The 18,161-nt window shown below is 53.8% G+C and carries 16 protein-coding genes and 1 pseudogene; 7 read left to right on the top strand and 10 right to left on the bottom strand.

Annotated elements, in window-relative coordinates:
* The first annotated feature begins 180 nt into the window (after window positions 1-180).
* The 3 genes from JI735_RS21985 to JI735_RS21975 all read left to right on the top strand — a co-directional run bounded on the left by JI735_RS21985 (window position 181) and on the right by JI735_RS21975 (window position 4,226).
* Window positions 181-1,926 (top strand): DEAD/DEAH box helicase, encoded by a 1,746-nt coding sequence (locus tag JI735_RS21985; RefSeq protein ID WP_051052331.1) that lies wholly within the window; start codon window positions 181-183, stop codon window positions 1,924-1,926.
* Entirely contained in the window at window positions 1,923-2,993 is a 1,071-nt protein-coding gene (locus JI735_RS21980) for a YqhG family protein (RefSeq protein WP_202676436.1), read from the top strand. Before JI735_RS21985 ends, JI735_RS21980 begins: the two co-directional genes overlap by 4 nt.
* A 156-nt stretch (window positions 2,994-3,149) precedes the next feature.
* Entirely contained in the window at window positions 3,150-4,226 is a 1,077-nt protein-coding gene (locus JI735_RS21975; RefSeq protein ID WP_202676435.1) for a hypothetical protein, read from the top strand.
* A gap of 330 nt (window positions 4,227-4,556) precedes the next feature.
* Here JI735_RS21975 and JI735_RS21970 read toward each other — a convergent pair whose 3' ends face one another.
* The gene (locus JI735_RS21970) at window positions 4,557-4,802 is read right to left on the bottom strand and encodes a YqzE family protein (RefSeq protein WP_039839606.1); all 246 of its coding nucleotides are present in this window, start codon (window positions 4,800-4,802) and stop codon (window positions 4,557-4,559) included.
* 190 nt (window positions 4,803-4,992) lie between these two features.
* Between JI735_RS21970 and JI735_RS21965 the strand changes: the two genes are divergently transcribed.
* Window positions 4,993-5,769, top strand: a complete 777-nt coding sequence (locus JI735_RS21965) for an N-acetylmuramoyl-L-alanine amidase (RefSeq protein ID WP_233182760.1) — start codon at window positions 4,993-4,995, stop codon at window positions 5,767-5,769.
* Here JI735_RS21965 and JI735_RS21960 read toward each other — a convergent pair.
* The 3 genes from JI735_RS21960 to JI735_RS21950 form a co-directional block, all read right to left on the bottom strand.
* Window positions 5,756-6,688, bottom strand: a complete 933-nt coding sequence (locus JI735_RS21960; RefSeq protein ID WP_039839609.1) for a divergent polysaccharide deacetylase family protein — start codon at window positions 6,686-6,688, stop codon at window positions 5,756-5,758. The genes JI735_RS21965 and JI735_RS21960 overlap by 14 nt on opposite strands.
* 97 nt (window positions 6,689-6,785) lie before the next feature.
* The gene (locus JI735_RS21955) at window positions 6,786-7,883 is read right to left on the bottom strand and encodes a glycerol dehydrogenase (RefSeq protein WP_202676434.1); all 1,098 of its coding nucleotides are present in this window, start codon (window positions 7,881-7,883) and stop codon (window positions 6,786-6,788) included.
* 164 nt (window positions 7,884-8,047) lie between these two features.
* Window positions 8,048-8,503 (bottom strand): MerR family transcriptional regulator, encoded by a 456-nt coding sequence (locus tag JI735_RS21950; protein WP_051052335.1) that lies wholly within the window; start codon window positions 8,501-8,503, stop codon window positions 8,048-8,050.
* Window positions 8,504-8,933: 430 nt separating this feature from the next.
* Between JI735_RS21950 and JI735_RS21945 the strand changes: the two genes are divergently transcribed.
* Together JI735_RS21945 and JI735_RS21940 are read left to right on the top strand one after the other, a co-directional pair.
* The gene (locus JI735_RS21945) at window positions 8,934-9,797 is read left to right on the top strand and encodes an SDR family NAD(P)-dependent oxidoreductase (RefSeq protein ID WP_039839627.1); all 864 of its coding nucleotides are present in this window, start codon (window positions 8,934-8,936) and stop codon (window positions 9,795-9,797) included.
* A gap of 410 nt (window positions 9,798-10,207) precedes the next feature.
* On the top strand, window positions 10,208-11,044 hold the full coding sequence (locus JI735_RS21940) for a YihY/virulence factor BrkB family protein (protein ID WP_039839632.1): 837 nt from the start codon (window positions 10,208-10,210) through the stop codon (window positions 11,042-11,044).
* Here JI735_RS21940 and JI735_RS21935 read toward each other — a convergent pair.
* From JI735_RS21935 to JI735_RS21915, 5 genes are read right to left on the bottom strand one after another with little or no spacing between them, the layout of a single operon-like run.
* A complete protein-coding gene (locus JI735_RS21935; protein WP_202676433.1) occupies window positions 11,030-11,689 on the bottom strand; it encodes an FAD-dependent oxidoreductase in 660 nt (219 codons plus the stop codon). The genes JI735_RS21940 and JI735_RS21935 overlap by 15 nt on opposite strands.
* A 44-nt stretch (window positions 11,690-11,733) precedes the next feature.
* The gene (locus tag JI735_RS21930; protein ID WP_202676432.1) at window positions 11,734-12,414 is read right to left on the bottom strand and encodes an FAD-dependent oxidoreductase; all 681 of its coding nucleotides are present in this window, start codon (window positions 12,412-12,414) and stop codon (window positions 11,734-11,736) included.
* A gap of 14 nt (window positions 12,415-12,428) precedes the next feature.
* Window positions 12,429-13,976, bottom strand: coding sequence for an extracellular solute-binding protein (locus tag JI735_RS21925; RefSeq protein ID WP_051052339.1), 1,548 nt, complete (start codon window positions 13,974-13,976; stop codon window positions 12,429-12,431).
* Between the two features lie 38 nt (window positions 13,977-14,014).
* Window positions 14,015-14,890, bottom strand: a complete 876-nt coding sequence (locus JI735_RS21920; protein WP_039839641.1) for a carbohydrate ABC transporter permease — start codon at window positions 14,888-14,890, stop codon at window positions 14,015-14,017.
* 23 nt (window positions 14,891-14,913) lie between these two features.
* Window positions 14,914-15,774, bottom strand: a complete 861-nt coding sequence (locus JI735_RS21915) for an ABC transporter permease (RefSeq protein ID WP_083886960.1) — start codon at window positions 15,772-15,774, stop codon at window positions 14,914-14,916.
* Between the two features lie 239 nt (window positions 15,775-16,013).
* On the opposite strand from JI735_RS21915, the pseudogene JI735_RS21910 reads away from it, so the two are divergent.
* A pseudogene (locus tag JI735_RS21910) lies at window positions 16,014-16,303 on the top strand (VOC family protein).
* A 9-nt stretch (window positions 16,304-16,312) separates the two neighbouring features.
* On the opposite strand, the gene JI735_RS21905 reads toward JI735_RS21910, so the two are convergent.
* Window positions 16,313-18,157 carry a cache domain-containing sensor histidine kinase gene (locus JI735_RS21905; protein WP_039839646.1) on the bottom strand — a complete coding sequence of 615 codons (1,845 nt, stop codon included), beginning with the start codon at window positions 18,155-18,157 and terminating at the stop codon, window positions 16,313-16,315.
* Between the last annotated feature and the right edge of the window lie 4 nt (window positions 18,158-18,161).

The following is an 18,161-nucleotide window of genomic DNA, read 5'->3' as shown; positions in this document are numbered from 1 at the left end:
AAGGTCTTTTTCGAAAATAGGAGCATCTCGCCGAAATATCGGCAAAAGATGGCACTTTTACTCCCTCTTGCTCGCTATTTTACAACATCCGGCCGAAAATAGCAGGTTATGAATTCTCTCTTTAAGAGCATACTACTGCTACGCGTTCGATATGAACCAAGCACCGGAGGAGGCTGCAACATGACGCAATTATTCCGCAATTCCCTGCCCGAAGAGGCGGGTACCCCGGCCCCCCTGCTTCCTGTTCCCCTGTCTTTTGAACGAAACTGGCTGAATGATTTAGAGTCAAGGCTGGACAAGGGCGGACCTTGGGGAGACTGGAGATTATCCAGACTGGCCGTCGAGGGCGAGAAGTCCGGGCTTGTCACCAGCTTTGATGAGCTGCAGTGCATGAAGCATCTGTCCGGGCTGTCCCCGCTCCCCCACCAGCTTGATACCGCCCATAAGGTACTGTTCCAAATGTCAGGACGCGCCATTCTCGCCGACGAGGTCGGGCTTGGCAAGACGATTGAAGCCGGGCTTGTGCTGAAGGAATATCTGGTGCGGGGACTTGTGGCCAGGGTGCTCATTCTTGTTCCCGCTTCACTGGTGCTGCAATGGGTGCGCGAGCTGAATACCAAATTCGGGATTTCCGCTGTAGCCCAGAAGAAATCCTACTCCTGGGGCAATGACATTGTGGTCGCCTCTATGGATACCGCCAAGCGGGACCCGCACAAGGAAATGCTGCTGAACAATGAATACGACATGCTGATTATCGATGAAGCCCATAAACTCAAAAACAAAAAATCCTCCAACTACCTGTTCGTTCAGCAGCTCCGCAAAAAATACTGCCTGCTGCTCACCGCGACTCCGGTTCAAAACGATCTCGGGGAGCTGTTCAATCTGATTACGCTGCTGAAGCCGGGCCAGCTTGGAAACCAGGGGGATTTTGCCAGTAATTTCGTAGTGGACAAGCGCCAGCCGAAGAATGAAGTTCAGCTCCGGGATGAACTCTCCAAAGTCATGATCCGCAACCGCCGCGGCGAAGGTCCGGTCACCTTCACGAAGCGCAAAGTGCGCAATATACCGCTCACGCTCTCACCGGAGGAAAAAGTATTATATGACGGTGTCACCGCTTTTGTCAAAGACCAATATCAGGAGGCTGGCGGCAATCTCAGCAGCATGCTCTCCCTGGTCACGCTTCAGCGGGAGGTGTGCAGCAGCCGGGACGCCGTATTCATCACTCTCGTCAATCTGATCAAAAAGCTTCCGGCCGAGTCTCCCAAACGCGACCGGATGATGGAGCTGCTTCAGACCATCCGCACGGTCAAAACCAACACGAAAGCGGAAAAGACCATGGAGCTGATCCGGGAAATGAACGAAAAGGTAATTGTGTTCACCGAATACCGGGCCACCCAGGAGTATCTCCTGCAGTATTTCCGCGATCACGGACTCCAGTGCGTCACCTACTCCGGCGGCATGAACCGGGGCAAAAAGGACTGGATGATGGATCTCTTCCGCGGCCGCGCCCAGGTGATGATTGCCACGGAAGCCGGGGGCGAGGGCATCAACCTGCAGTTCTGCCACCATATGATCAATTTCGATCTGCCCTGGAACCCGATGCGGGTCGAGCAGCGTATCGGCCGGGTGCACCGGCTGGGCCAGGAGAATGATGTGGTCATCTACAATCTATCCACCGAAGGCACCATTGAGGAACATATTCTCCATCTGCTGCATGAGAAGATCAACATGTTCGAGATGGTGATCGGCGGGCTGGACGTGATTCTGGAGCGCTTTGAGAAGAAGGAATCGCTGGAAAAAAGCCTCTATAAGATCATGCTCGAAGCCCGCAGTGACGAGGAGCTGCGCAGCGGCGTGGATCACATTGGCGATTCGCTGAGCGAGCTGACCCACGGGGTGCGGGACGAACAGGGGGCTGAAGCATGACACTCACCGCTCAGGAAATACGCAGGCAAGTGATGGATTACCTGGAGGCGACGGAATGCTCGATTATCGAAGCGTCGCCGCTGCATGTAACGGTGAAGCTCTCACCGCGCGCGGACCGGATGCTTACGGACCGGCCTTATTATTGGGGGTTTGTCGAGCGGACGGGCGTGGACCCGGAGACGCTGTCGTTCACCTTCGTCTTCGAGCCGGAGAAGTACGACAATCTGGCCGCTGCGGCGCAGGCGGCCCCTCCTTCCCGGCCGCTGCGCCCGGGGAATCCCGCAAGCGCTACGGGTCTTCCGGCCGGAGCCGGAGCGGCCGGGATGGAAGCCGCCGCAGACACCGGCGGCATCACTGCCGGCGGCCCGCCAATGGGGCCGCCCGGGGTTCCGGCTGATCCGCAGGACAGCATTCTCGCCCGTTTTTTCGGGGTCGTTCCGGCGCTGCCCCGGATCGGTCCCGGCATGATCAGGCGCGAGGACATCATCTACGGCAGCAAGCGGCTGCGGCAGATCTGGGCAGCCGCCAGAGATGAAGGCAAATGCCTGCAGCTCTTTGAGGACCCGGGAAGCAGACAACGGATGACCTTATTCTCGGCTGCCTATGAGCCATGGCTCGCTGTCTGCTACAAGGTGGAGATGAGCTGCGATCTGAAGCGCGAGGAGCTGCATTTCATCGGCGTCTCCCTCACCTCCGGGCGGATCATCCCGGACTTTGAAGCGAAACTGGCCTCCCGTGAGCTGACTCCGCGCCTGCCCGAGAATATTCATATTCAGCCCTTCGAGCTGACTGTTGCTGACGGGGCCGGCCGGCTCGAAGGCTATTTGACCTCCAAGCTGGCCCTCATGGACTACAATTGGGCCGAGGAGGCACGCGAACGGCTGCGGCTGGAGCTGGACATTGTGGACATATACTACCAGGAACTGCTCAAAGAACAGGATGAGGAAAAAAGGCTGGCCACCCTTGAACAATACAACCGCCGCCGCAAGGAAACGGCTTGGCAGTACGAACCGCAGATTGCAGTTTCTGCCGTAACCTATGGCCTCTTCCACCTGCGGAGCACATAAGATGCGACCCTGCTCGCTAAAAGCAGGCAAAAAAACAGCGGAATTCCCGCACGGCCGCGCGACAGCAAGCAACAGTCTTTTTGGAGCTTGTCCCCTACAATAGAAGCAGGATGAATCGTGTGAAAATTTTTATTTTTTAGGAAAGGTGAACGACAAATGAAGATAAAAGCAAGGCAGACGGACAGGTTCGGACGGGGTGTACGCCTCCTCCTCTGTCTGTGTCTGGGACTTACCCTGTACTCGGCGGGTTCCGCATTTCCTGCCGAGCTGTCCGCCACAGGTACCCGGGTAACCGTTACGCAGGCGGTCTCCCAACCCTCTTTGCCTTTACTTGAAATGAAATGGATGGCTTCACCGGAATCCGTGCAGGATTTCGCCCGTCTGACCATTAGCAAGCTGTCTGCCGATCCGCCCTTCACCTCCTGGAAAAATGCCGGCACCGAATATTATCCCTTGGGACCGGGAACCCACAGCTGGCTCGTCAATGTTATGGATGGAGAGCAGCGAATCGGCTATTTAATTATTACCGCTAAGGACCAAGGCGGTTATATGCTCAGTGAATACGGAGCCGGAAGCTACGGCCTCCCCTACAGCTTGCAGGATCTGCGCCAGTTTCTGGCGCAGCAGGAACTTATCCCGTCCAACTTATCCGGACAATTGGAACTTACGGCACTCTACGCTCCACTGCTGCCGTTATGGAAGTTAACGATAGACAACAAAACACTGTATATTAACGCCTCCGTACTGCAGGTTCTGCCATGGAGCATTAGCAAGGCAGAGGATATGCTTCATGTGAAATCTGCCGCTGCCGGCGCAATATCCAGCCTGGAACCCGGCCTCGCTCCCCTTCCCGCCTACCAGACGGGGGGGCAGGATGATCCCTATGCCGATTTGCTGTGGCTGACAGCCCCGCCGCTGACTCCCCTGAGCGGTGACCAATTCGCGCTTGCTCTCGCTTCCGGCGGCAGCCTTGCCTTTCAGTCCCCGGGCCGCAATGAGGCGTTTGGAGCTCCGTTTATGATTACCGGCTGCCAGAGCTGGGACTTATCCGCCCCCGGACCTGCCACGGCAAGCGGCAGGTCGGCCATTCTATACGCTGCTTCCGGTCCGGAAGGCAAGCGGTATCTCCCTCTGGCGGCGCTGCAGGACAGCGGTACCCTGCACACGCTGGCTTCGGAACGGAGCAGCACCACGCTCGGTTCTGCGCCAGGAGCGGTTTCACCCCGCAAATGATACTATTATTGCAATAGGCGCAAACCAAAAAGCCTTCGCATGCCGTCCGAACCGGCATGCGAAGGCTTTTGTTGTAATTTCCGCTATATGAGTTGAACTGAAAGAACTTGAAAGTTTGGGATAAGCAATGTGGCTCATAATGAACCAGAGCGAAGTGGAAAAAGTAAAACTAATTTGCTGAAATCCTGGCTTCAGCAGGTTTTAGTTGGATTTTGTACACCTAATTCGTGCATCTTCATCCCATATAGCCGCTTTCACCCGAATTAGTGGTACTTTTTCCCACTAAGAATGACTAGCCCAGTTTTTTAATTCAACCGATATGGCAGCTTACTACGTTCCGAGTTTCTCCATGTCTTTATTTTTATCTGGCGCAGCCGCCCGGGTCCTGTCCGATTTGCCGCCGCGGGTCCACTTGCTGCGCCATATAGACCAGCCAAGCGGAAGCATCCCGAACCATTTTTCCGCCCACGGCTGCTTTCCAGCCTTTCTGCGTTCCCGGCTGGCCCGCGGGTCTTCCATATAGACGACTACCTTCTCCGTAATAAACTTCACCAGATCATCTCCGCCGGAAGCCATCTTGGCACCTCCTGTTTCCTTTGATCGGGTATTCCCCTGTGTCAGCTATAAGCTTCATGTATCTAGTCTGCTCCAATCTGCCTTTCCCTAAACCATTGCCCTGTATTTCGTATAGGTTCGCCTGCGGCGGCGCACTCTAACATAGTATCCATCCCAAAAGATCAATATCCTGGACAAGGAGGTTATTCACTTGAAAACACAAACCCCAGCGGGCTCCCCGGCAGTGCAGACCCGGCGTTTGTGGCTGCTTCTGACAGCAGCAGGACTGCTGCTGTCGCTCATGTCAGGAACGGGAGCGGGGGCACAGGCGCTACCCGCAGCTTCCAGGACTTCCGGGGCTTCCGGGACGGAAGCAAGTCCGGAACGCCAGCAGATGCTGGGCCATGATCAACGGATCATTCTGATTGATGCAGGCCATGGAGGCATCGATGGAGGCACCTCGCACGGCTCCATTCTGGAAAAAGACATTACACTGGAGATTTCCCGCCGTCTGTTCCTGCTGCTGCGCAGCGATGGCTTTGATGCCATCCTGAACCGGACCGGCGACTATGCGCCCAGTGACGAGAACCGCTGGCTCCGCAGCTCCTCGCGGCATATGAAGGATCTGGCCCAGCGCAAAGAGCTGGCGGAGACACTGCCGGCGAACTTGGTGGTCAGTATTCATATCAATTGGGCGCCATCCCCGGCGAAACAGGGGCCTTTGGTTTTATACCGCCAAGAAGGACGCAGCTTCCTGCTGGCAAAGTCAATTCAGGACCAGTTGAACCAGCTCTATAGCGTAAAAACAGCACCCACGGCGGGCAAACCCTTTTATCTGCTCAACAAAATAACCGCCACAACGGTTATCGTTGAGGCGGGATTCATTAGCAGTCCGAGTGACCGGAGCAGGCTGTGCAGCCCGAAAGGCCAGGAGGAAATTGCCGAAGCCATTGCGGGCGGCATTGCTGCCTATCTTATGGAAGTGTAACCGCAGAATTCCATTTCCACTGGCCTTTGACCAGCTCGGAGATTCCGACAAATTCAACACTGTCCTTCAATACGGCAATGCCGCTGCGGATACCTGCGGCGGTTTCTTTTCCGTGGATGCCGACATGTCCGATGGTTATACAATAGTTTTGATTCAGCGCCTTTTCCTGCGCCAGCCGCATTTGCTTCGCGACGTGGGCTGAGGTATGAACATCGTCCAGAAAGATGTGATTCTCCACCGGAGGCAGTCCGATCTCCCGCGCCATTCTTCCTGTAACGGAGCGGTAATTGGTATGGCTGTCGACAAAAAACAATCCGCGTTCCTTGCAGACCGCCAGCACAATCCCCATGACCCGCTCATCCCCGGTCACCTTGGAGCCCATGTGATTGTTGATCCCAATGGCAAACGGAACATTATCCAGTGCAGCCTCGACCGATTTCCGGACCTCCACATCGCTCATCCGGGTCAGGACGGCTCCGGGACCCAGCCATTCCGGTTTGCCCTGGCGCGGCTCCATGGGCAGATGCACCAGCACATCAAGCCCCATCTCATGAGCCCTGGTGGCATCTTTCACCGAGGTCGGCAGGAATGGCATTACCGCTACGGTGAATTTGACCGGGAGCGCAAACATCTCGTCAGTCCCCTTCATGCCGTTGCCGAGATCATCGATGATGATGGCTACACGGCTCCGTCTTGCGCTGTCCTCCGCAGACTGCACCCTGGAGCTGCGGCCGCCGTTTGGCGCAGCGGGCTCAGCCAGCAGGACAGCTGCTGCTTTGTTCCCCCCGCTGTGATGGGCAGTCTGCGAAAGACCGGCCCCAAATGCGGGCGGAATTGCAGCGCAGAGGGCTAATATAAAAACTGCGGCAGGGTAAAAATCCATCTTGATGCGCTTAACCATACGTTTGCCCTTCTTCATAGGGAATGCCTCCTTCGAGTTCTACAACCCTTGCTCTCATTGTTTGGAACACGAAGGATAAATATGTACCGTCCGGCTGCGCAATTATTAACAATCGTCAGGAAGCCTGCTGTCCCTGCCGGTCTGCCGCAAGCATAGCATCCAGCACCTGCTGCGGCGAAACGGCAAACGGCATGTTCCCCATCGGGTTGTCCGCTGCGCAGCTCGCTTCAGCGGCAATCATCAGCCTATCTGTCTTTGCAGCGCTCAGGCCCAGTTCGCCCAGGGTTACGGGCAAGCCTGCCATCCGGCAAAAAGCAGTGGCCTCTGCGAGCTCTTCTGCCGGTGCCTGCTCCAGCATCAGCTGTGCCAATGTGGCGAATGCAACCTTCTCTCCATGCAGCATGTGGCGGCATTCCTCCAGCAGCGTAAGACCATTATGAATCGCATGGGCCGCGGCCAGTCCTCCGCTCTCAAAGCCAATGCCGCTGAGATAAATATTGGCCTCGACGATCCGCCCAACCGCTTCTGACCCGATCCCTTCCCGGCAATCCCGCAGTGCCTCCGCTCCATATGCAATCAGGGTGTCATGACAAGCCTTGGCCAGGGCTAAGGCGGCGATGGAGCTGCTGCCCCCGGCCTGGGTGGCCGCACCTGCGCTACGGCAGGCCCGGGCTTCATAGTAAGTAGACAGCGCATCCCCCATACCCGCAGCCAGCAGTCTGGGCGGCGCTTTGGCGATAATATCCACATCGGCAATCACCATATCCGGGTTGCGCCGCAAGGGGAGGTATAGGTCCAGTTGTCCATCCTCTGTGTACAGCACCGACAGTGCGCTGCATGGCGCATCCGTAGAAGCCACCGTTGGAACGAGAACCACAGGAAGACCCGCAAAGTGGCTGACGGCTTTGGCCGTATCCAAGGTTTTGCCGCCGCCAATCCCTACAATGACATTGCTGTTAACCGCTGCCTGCGCTGCGGAGACAATACGCTCCACCTGCTCAATCGAACATTCTCCCCTGAATTCCTCCTGAACGAGCGCAACGGAATACTGCTCAAAACTACGGGTAATCTCTTCTCCATACAGGGAGCGAACAAACGGATCAACTACAGCATAAACCCCTTTCGCTCCAAGCTGTGAGCAGTACAGTCCGAGCCTGGAAACCTCGCCGCTGCCCTGAATATATTTGAACGGAGCACCAATGATCTGCGTCATATGCAATTCCCCCTAAAAAGTTTGGCGTGCCTGCGCTTCCTGAGTATCTTCTTAATAGCACTGCTTCGGAAGCCTATGGTTGCCAATTCCTTTCATTTTAAGCAGGCTGCGCGAAATCGTGCAATGAAAAAAGCCCCACCCCTAAAGGCTAGAGCTTCCGAGTTTTATCTGATTGTCCGCCGCACCGGCATCTTTTTCTGGCCTCCGGTCAGCTCGCATTCCTGTGGTCCGAGGGTGTTCTGGTCAATTTTACTGTCGATCAGGTCTACAATCTGCTGCAGCGAGGCGATCTGATCCAGGATTTTCTGCTTATGATTCAGGATCATTTCATGCAGCTCGGGGTATTCGGACAGGTTCGAGTCCAGTGACAGATCCAGATATGGACGCATGTCGTCCAGCGACATTCCTGTTTTTTTGAGGCAGGTAATCAGCTTCATGGTCTCAATATCGTTGTCGCTGTAGATACGGTGGCTGTTTCCCTTGCGCTGCGCCCGGGGGAGCAATCCGATCTTCTCGTAATACCGGATGGTATCCTCCGTAATTCCAGTCAGCTCAGCGGTTTGTTTAATGGAATAGCCCTGCACTATATGCAGGCTGGTGCCCGCTCCAGCTTCACTCATAGGATCACCTCTTGCGGATTATTTTAGACGATGTACATTCATTGTATAACTTGGAGCTGACTCCAAGTCAACTTTATTTTTATGTCTGGCTTTTGCCGGGAAAAATCCGCTCCTTAGTATAACTTATAAAACTTATCTAAATATTTAATAACACGCCGGGCTGGGGGGGCGATGGGAAATGCCCTGAGGAAGTAAAACTTCATGCGGATGTGGTCGCCTTAGCCCATGATGATGAAGGATTAAGGAAATGTATTGAGCGTTTCGTTTTGTCAGCCTGATCGATTTGGGCATAAACTGGCTGTATTTTAAACAATCCAAAATTCTCCTCTTGACTTGGAGTCAGCTCCAAGTTATACACTGAGCGCAATCACGGCAGGCCAGAGTTGTTAATTTCGCCAGCCCAGACTCAATCCAAAAGGAGAAATGACAAATGACTATAGGACAACAACACCGCGGTACTGCGCTTATTACAGGAGCAAACAACGGAATTGGACTGGAATTGACCCGTAAAATGCTGGCAGAAGGCTGGCAGATTATCGCCTTGATCCGTTCCAGCTTTCCCGGTGACGATTCATTGGTCAGCGGGGCTGTCAAAAGCAAACAGCTGCGGATCTACAAAGCCGACCTCAGTGATTTCACCGCACTAAGACGCGCCTTGAATGAGATCAGGCTGCAGGAGCAGCAGGTCGATCTGCTGTTCAACAATGCGGGCGGCAGCTTTCCTGAGCTGCTCTACTCCAAACAGGGACGGGAATTGCATTTCGAACTGCAGACCGTAGTGCCGTATATCATCACCATGGAGCTTCAAGAGCTTCTCCAAAAGGGACAGCTGAAAACTGTCGTCAATACTTCCTCCAATGCCGCTATGACTGTGAGGCAGTTCGACCCGGAGACACTGGAGCATCCCACCAAGTTTAAAAAGCTGCTCGGCCCATATGCCGCCTCCAAGCTGGCCCTCTCCCTCTGGACCCGGGAGCTTGCGCCACAGCTGGCCGCAGCAGGAATTATGATCCGGAGCGCAGACCCGGGAGCCAATAACACGCTGCGCAGCGGCAAGGACTCGGGATTGCCATTCTGGCTGAAGCCGGTTATGAAGCTGTTCTTCCCGCATCCTAGCCATGGTGCCGGACTGCTGTACAATGCGGCCCTAGGCCGGCACAGCAAACTGCCCGGCGTCTTTCTGATCAAGGATCAGGTAACTGAGCTGAAGTTCGCAGAATACAGCTCCAGGGTCCTGTCCAAGGTGCAAGCCATATATGAACAGGAATTTGCCGCAGCCGGTAGGTTGGATTGAGCAAAAACCGGAGCTTTTGCCCCTGAAATAAACGATTTGAAGCATATACGAAGCTAATCTGCATTCAATTGTACTTTTTACAATAGAAACCCCCAAATCTAGCGGGAATATGGAATCCGTTGCACTCTGTACAGCAGAATCGTACGAAAATGGCGCTTTTGACTCAAAATCAAGAAATCTACTGCACGAAATACAATAGAATGAGGTTCAGCGCAGAATAATAAGCATTCTGTTGCATAAAGTGCAATCAGCAAATTCATCTTATCGACAATGAAGATTACGGAGTTCAAGTTAATAGGGTCCGGAGGTAACGGCATAATCGTATCTCCCCTTCGCCTGCTGATTCAAACTGCCCGGTTGAGTTAAATATATCCGATAAGCATATTATAGGATAAGCAGAGGAGGGCATTATGAAGAAAAGCGCCGCCGGAAGAGCATTTTCTTTTTTCAGACAGCTGTACCAAAAGATGAAACTGGATGATGTGCAGGGGATCAGCGCGCAGCTTACTTACTACTTGATCCTGTCCTTATTCCCTTTTCTGATTTTTATCATGACCCTGATTGGCTATGCCCATATTTCAGTAGAGGACAAAATTCGTGATTTGGAGCAGATCATGCCTGCAGAGGCTATCTCCATTATCGAGGAAATTCTGAAGGATGTGGCGGAGGGCCGCAGCCAGGCCTTGCTGTCCTTCGGGATGCTGGCTACGTTATGGGCGGCTTCCAAAGGAATCAATGCTATTATCAAAGGCCTTAACCGTGCCTATGATATCGAAGAGAGCCGGGTGTTCTGGAAAATACGTGCCATTGCCTTTCTGGCTACCCTGTTCATCGGATTGGTGGTGCTGCTCAGCATTCTGCTGCTGGTGCTCGGCACCTGGCTGAAAACACAGGTTTTTCTGCTCATCGATTTGCCCTACGGCTTCCAAAAAATATGGGACCTGCTGCAATATGCCGTCCCGTTGTTTGTCATGTTTCTGGTATTCACCCTGCTCTACTGGATTGCCCCCAGCCGCAGGCTCACGCTGAAAGAGGTTATGCCCGGCGCGATGTTTGCCACCCTCGGCTGGATCATAACCTCTATCCTGTTCTCCGTCTATGTCAACCAGTTCAGTAATTTCACCGAAACCTACGGCAGTCTCGGCGGGGTGATGATCCTGCTGATCTGGCTGTATATCAGCTCCATCATCATCCTGGCCGGCGGGGAGATCAATGCCATCCTGATGAAGCGTTCACTCAAGCGGTAATTCAGGAAAAGATTCCGCTGCTGCCGTTTCAGCTTCCGTATCCGGCAGATACGCGCCCTCCTCCCGCAAACGTCTGCGGAGCGCAGCGATGTCTACTGCGTGGACGTCAGGCGCTGGCTGTGCGGAGGCCATGGCAGCTGCGATTCCGGCAGCTTCACCCATGGCCAGACAGACCGGCATCACTCTGACACTGCCCTGCACCTCGCGTACACAAGAAATGGAGCGTCCGGCGACCAATACATTTTTCAGAGATCGGGGTGTCAGGCAGCGGTAAGGGATACCGTGCGATTCCCCCGGACCATAACGTTTAATGACTTCCGGTTTGCCTCCGGCCAGCTTTTCTTCCTTCTCCGTTCCATGAATATCTATGAAGTAGCTGTTGCGGCAGATTTCATCCGCAAAGCTGCGGCGGGCCACATAATCTTCAACACTAAGCACATAATCTCCGGTAATTCTCCGTGTCTCCCGCACACCCATCAAAGATCCCGTATTGGCTACATATGAGCTTCCAAAAGAAGCCGGTATAAATTCGGCTAGCGCGTCCCTGTAGGCTGCAGCCAGCTTGCGGCCCTGCATCAGGGCCTCCGATATGGACCCGGCATCCGTATTATCCACTTCCCATAAATGTCCGGCGTTGAACCCCACCGTTCTGGGGGCGATAATGTTGTTGCAGATATGCGCATCGGGAATCAGGGATAGCGGCCCGATTTGAGGATGTCATAGATCGGACTGGTTTTGTTGTTGCTGTGCAGCAGCGGACCATTGAGATAAGCATACTCATCCACATTGCCCAGGGTGAAGCAGTGTGTGGCAGGCATCAGCTCGCCGGTCTGCGTATCTCCCTTGAGATATTCCGCTCCCGCCCAAGCGGCAACATCCGCATCACCCGTACAATCAATATACACTTTGGCCTGGAGTGCCTGGAGTCCATTCTTGCTGGCGGTAATCAGCGCCGTCACCTTGCCGTTGTCATCTGTATCCACCGCCCCAAGCTGTGTCATGAACTGAACGACTGCTCCCGGCTCCCGGACCAGGTCGTCATAGATAACCTTCAGCTTCTCCGGGTCAATCGGTACCCAGTCCATAGCATCCTTGCGGACATGCGGCATCTGCGCCTTGAGGGACTCGAACACCTTCACAGCCAGCCCCCGGTAAATGATCTGCTCCAGATCAGAGAATGGGCACCACGCCGGGACAAGTCCCGAGGTCCCCATTCCGCCCAGGCTGCCTGTGGCTTCAACCAGCAGGGTTCTGGCCCCCTCCCGCGCCGCCGCGGCAGCGGCGGTGCATCCGGCCGGACCTCCCCCCACAACAATAACATCCCATGAATCCTGAAGCGGTATTTCGCTGTTCATTCTGTAACTGCCCATGCGCTTCCCTCCCGCTATTTCTTCACCGAAGCATACCATTCATTGACTTCCTTGCTGCTGGCTTCTCCGCCGGCGGCGTTGTATTTCTCGATGAACGCCGCCACGGCGTCGGTAGATTCCTCGCCCACAATCACTTTGACGGCAAAATCATTGATCATCTGATTCAGCGACGCGTTGTTCTTCGAATATTCCGGTAAGGACGGCGCCAGCGCCAGCGGATCGGAGATCCGGTATTCTGCCGGAACTTCGCTGTTCAGGAAGGTGAAGCCTGCGAACAAACGCGGGTCTTTCTGGACACGGGCCTGCCAGTAGACGGGATACAGCTTTTCATCGATCCCGGTCAAATAGTTGCTCGCGAGCCCGCGCTCATCCGTGAACAGGGGCAGAATCGGGCTGTATACACCGTCTTTGTAGGTGAAGTGCTTGCCCTCTTCGCCAATGGCGATCAGCTTGAAGGTATCTTTATCCAGCTTGGCGTTGATCCACTTTATCGCATCCTCCGGGTGCTTCGAGGATTTCGGAATAAACGTCAGCCGGTCGAAGCCGCCGCTCATCCCTAGGCCTGCCTGCCCGTCCTTGCCCTTCAGGGCGGGAACATATGCATATTTGGCATCCGGGAAGTTCTTGGTCAAGGCATCGGCAATGCCCGGGATGTCATACCACGGAAGCGGAATCACACCAACCCGGCCGCTGGTGAATTTTTCCTTCAGCGTTGCGTCCTTGTTCACGGCAAATTCCTTATCCAGCAATCCCTGTTTATACAAGTCTGCCGCATAGCTGAGATATTCCTTGAACCCCGGCTGCAGCGGAGCCGCGACCAGTTTACCGTCCACCTCGCTCCAGCCCGTGGCAATGCCGAAAGCTCCGGTTACATTAACCATCGTAGCCAGTGCACCGTCAATGGAAAGCGGAGCGCCTTTATCCCCGTTGCCGCCAGGGTCTTTTTCTTTAAAGGCTTTCAGGACTGCGGTCAATTCCTCCAGTGTTGCGGGCATCTTCAGGCCGAGCTTATCCAGCCAATCCGTACGGATCATCAGACTGCTGCCAACGAACTCGGAGGTCCGGTTCGGAATGGCGTAAATTTTGCCGTCCACCTTCATGGCCTCGAAGGATTCTGGAGAGATGGAAGCTTTGATATTCTCTCCATACTTATCAATCAGCGGCGTCAGATCGACGAGTGCGCCCATTTTGGCATAGTCGGTATAGGCGGCCTTTTCCCCTGTGATGGTAATGACATCGTATGGCTCGGCGGAGGAAATCAGCAGATTCAGCTTATCCATCGCCTTGTCGGCAGGCAGCATTTCGTATTTAACCTTATAGCCCGTTTGTTCCTCCACCACCTTAGCCAGCGTATACGTGTTATAATCATCCTTTGACCATATATTAAGCGTTTTCAGCTCCGGTTTGGAGCCGCCCTCTTTTTGCGCACCGGCTGTTTGCTCCGCAGTACCTCCTGCCGCCCCTTCCTTGTTCGTATTGCCGGATGAACCGCAGCCGGCCATCGATGCCGCAAGCCCCGCACACAGCACAAGTGACAACCATTTTCTGTTTATCATTATCATATGAATTAAACCTCCCCATAAGTTCTAAAATCCGCAGGTCAACCCTTCACCGAGCCAATCAGCACCCCTTTGATAAAATACTTCTGCATAAACGGATATACGAGCAGGATCGGCACCGTGGATGCAACGACTGTGGCTGCGCGGATGCCTTCAGGCGACATATTCATAAGATCATCTATGCTTTTATTCGTGAGATTCGCGTTGTTTGCGTCCATCACCACATCCTGCAGGTAGAGCTGCAGCGTCTTAAGCGCGGTGTCATTAATGTAAATCATCGGGCCGAAATAATCGTTCCAGTAGCCCACGGCATAGAACAGTGCAATAGTGGCGATCACGGGCATACTGAGCGGAAGAATGATCCGGAACAAAATGGTATAGGTCTTCGCCCCGTCGATCCGTGCCGATTCCTCCAGTGCTTCAGGCAGGCTTTCATAATAGCTTTTGATCACCAGCATGTTGAACACGCTGATCATTCCCGGCAGAATCAGCACCCAGAGATTGTCTACGAGGTGCAGCTGGCGCATCAGCAGATAATTGGGAATCAATCCCCCGCTGAACAGCATCGTGAAGATGAACAGCACCATACAGAAGGAAATGCCGGGAAGATTGCGTTTGGACAGCGGATAGGCTGTAAGCGCCGTCATCAGAATAGAAATTAGGGTCCCAACGGCGGTAACACCGACGGATATACAGAAGGCCCTGATGAACACGGATGAGGAAATGACTTGCATCAGGGTATCGAGCTGGAACCCTACGGGCAGAATGCCCACTTTGCCGGAGGTGATCGCCCACTCTTCGCTGACGGCTTTGGAGAAGACACTCGCCAAGGGCAGCAGCATGATCAGTCCCAGGGCAATCAGAAACGCATATACCCCGATATCCAGCAAAAGATCGCCTTTGGTCCGTTTTGTCATTGTTGTCCTGCTCCTTTCTTTTCTCACCAGATCCCGCGCTTCAGCAGTTTGCGGCTGATATAGTTGCCGGAGACAATGAGAATAAAACCTACGACCGAGTTGAATAATCCGACTGCCGTGCTGAAGCTATAGTCCATTTTGCCAAGGCCGATCCGGTATACAAAGGTTCCGATGACATCAGCCGTCTCGTAGACTACCGGATTGTACATGGTAAGAATCTGCTCGGTCCCGGCATCGAGAACGGAGCCCAGGCGAAGAATGAACATCAGCACCACAGTAGGCAGAATCCCCGGCAGCGAGATATACAGCATCCGGCGGATCCGGCCTGCCCCGTCAATGGAAGCGGCTTCATATTGCTCCTGGTCAATCCCGGCGATAGCGGCAATGAAGACAATGGCATTCCAGCCCACCTCCTTCCACCCGGCAGTGAAGACCACCAGACTGCGGAAATACTGGTTGCTGACAAAAAAACTGACCGGCTCACCGCCGAACCACTGGATGATGTTGTTGACGAGCCCCCCTGAGGTCGAGAGAATCGTCACGAACAATCCTGAAATAATAACCCAGGACAGAAAATGCGGAAGATAGATAATCGTCTGGATCGTTCGTTTGAAAAACATCAGCCGCACCTCGTTCAGTACCAGTGCGATGACTATCGGAACGGGAAACAGCAGCACGATCTTATACACGCTGATCAGCAGCGTATTCATGAATACCTGTCCGAACTCTTCGGACTGGACCAGCTTGTGAAACTGCTCCAGCCCCACCCATTCACTGCCTCTGATGCCGTCAAAAATATTAAAATCCTGAAAGGCGATCAGTACTCCATACAAAGGCGTATATTTGAACAGCAGCAAAAACAAAAGACCGGGTATCAGCAGCATATAATAGTCCCTGTTCCTCCAGGCGATTCTCCACTTGCTTGCGGACCTGCTTCTGGCTGCGGCTGCTCTGCTCTTCCGGTTCAACTCCGTGGCACCTGCGCCCAAGTCACTCACCCCCCATATGCTTGTGAGTTGATTATACCGGGGAACGGGAAACGGCTTGTAGAGGGTAATCTGATTATTTCTGGTCTCTGGCGACTGTAAATCCGAAAGCGCTTAACAGGCAGGAGTCAGATACGATGATCAAAGGTTTCGGAGGAATATTTTGGAGAACCAAAAATCTTGAAGCTATAAAAAAATGGTACAGTGAAGTGTTGCAGGTTGAAATAGAAGATTGGAATGGGACAGTTATTTTCCAACAGAACAACAAGAGATGTTAAATTTCCAAGTATATAATCTAGACAAGACGATTAAACATCTTGAACGTATCGGTGTACCCCTTGCAAAGAAAAAAGAGAGCAGTGAAATTGGACAGTTTATTTGGATTGAAGATCCTGAAGGCCGGCTGATCGAGCTTTGGGAAAACTAGCGGGATACTTTATTTTTTTATAACAGCTTTCACGCTAACCCTTACCACTGTGCCCGCGCCCGGTTCCGTTTCAATGGACAGGCCATAGCGGTTTCCGGCAAAATAACGGATTCTTTCATGCACATTGTATAATCCGAACGAACCGTCCATCCCATCCGCCTGTTGTCCGGCGGCAGGTTCAAGCAGCAGGCGGTTCGCCTGCTTCGGGTCCATCCCGATGCCGTCATCCGCCACAGTCAGCACAACATCGCCGTTCTCCAGACGCACCGAGATTTCAATCGTCCCCTGTTTGGATCTCGTCTTGCGTATGCCATGCAGCAATGCGTTTTCTACCAGCGGCTGCAGCGTCAGCTTGGGGATGATATAAGACTCCAGGCCAGGCTCAGCCTGGATAGAAAACGTGAAGGTAGAAGGAAAACGGTTCTGCTGAATCTCCAGGAACACCCGCGCCAGCTCCAGTTCATCCTCAATGCTGACATTATCGCGGCCTTTGTTCAGACTTAGCCGGAAATACTGGGCCAGCGCCTCGATCATTTCGCTGGTATCCTCGGCATTATGGGAAATCGCTGACCAATTAATCATATCCAGGGCGTTGTAGAGAAAATGGGGATTGATCTGGGCCTGCAGCGTCCTCAGCTGGGCTTCACGCTCCTGTATCTTTGCCTGATAGGATTCCTCCACCAGGTTGTTGACCTTATGTATCAGATGATCAACACTGCGTTCCAGCAGGCGGAAATCCCCGTCCGGCATCGACCGGCGCTCCTCCAGCCACCCGATCCCCTCCTTGCGGATCATGCGCAGGATCATCTGCACCCGGCGCTGTACGCCCTGGATCATGAACATCAGCAGCACAAACACCAGCACAAGGAACATGACCGTAATCCCCGCCAGGGTTGCAATACTGGTGAACTGGCCAAGCGCCGTGGCGCGGTGCGAGATTTCCGCTTCCGATACCTGTGCCACCAGCTTCCAGCCTGTCGTGCCAACAGTGGTGTATACCACATTTACGTTGTCGCGGCCAATGGTTCTTTTTACAACTCCTTCTTCAGAATGGCTGATGGCGCTAAGCACGTCTTCGGGAAGCTGGTTCATCTCTTGCTCGGAGCCTGCTTCTGCACCGGGTTCCTCACCGTCAGGTCCAGCTGTTCCATAGATCAGCCTGCCGCGCCCGTCAAGCAGATACGGTGCATACTTCTCCGAGAATTGCAGCTCCGACACAATCTCCTGCACCAGCGTTTCAGAAACATCCATCACCAAAACGCCGACAATCTCCTCATAGTCCCGGGGGTTGCGCAGCAGCCGGGCGGCAGAGAAAATCTTCTTTTCCCCATAATCGTTATAGATTTCCGGATATACTCCCGTCCAGACAATGCCCCCGCCAGCCTCCTTCACAGCTTCGTACCAAGGGTATTGGTCCATATCTGCCAGCGGATACAGGTTAATCCGGTCACCGCCGTACATCCGGGAAGCCTCAACAAAAAACCGCAGCCGGAAAATATCCTCATTCTCCTGGGCGGTTTCGGCAAGATTCCGCAGCTCCCTGATCTGGCCCAGCTGATCGGTAATCTTGTCCTTTTGCAGCAGATTGTCGTACAGGATCTGGTTCATGAAGACGGAGTTGCTGCTGTCGCGGATATGGTTCAGCTTATAGGTCAGGTTCATTCCCGCTTGCTTCAGGGTGAGCTGCATCGTGCGGGTCACTTCCTTCTCCAATACATCATTGGAGCGCTGATAAAAGGTGCCCAGCATAATCGACACAGGCAGCAGAATGAGCAGGGCATAGGCAAGCAGCCAATTTTTCGCAGAGAGAATCCCCTGACTGAGTCCAATCAGATAAGCCCAGGCTTTTTTCATAAGG

Source organism: Paenibacillus sonchi (assembly GCF_016772475.1).
In the GTDB taxonomy this organism is placed as follows: Bacteria; Bacillota; Bacilli; order Paenibacillales; family Paenibacillaceae; genus Paenibacillus_AQ; species Paenibacillus_AQ sonchi.
The sequence above is the reverse complement of the archived record's forward strand: the minus strand, read 5'-3'. Positions and strand labels throughout refer to the sequence as shown.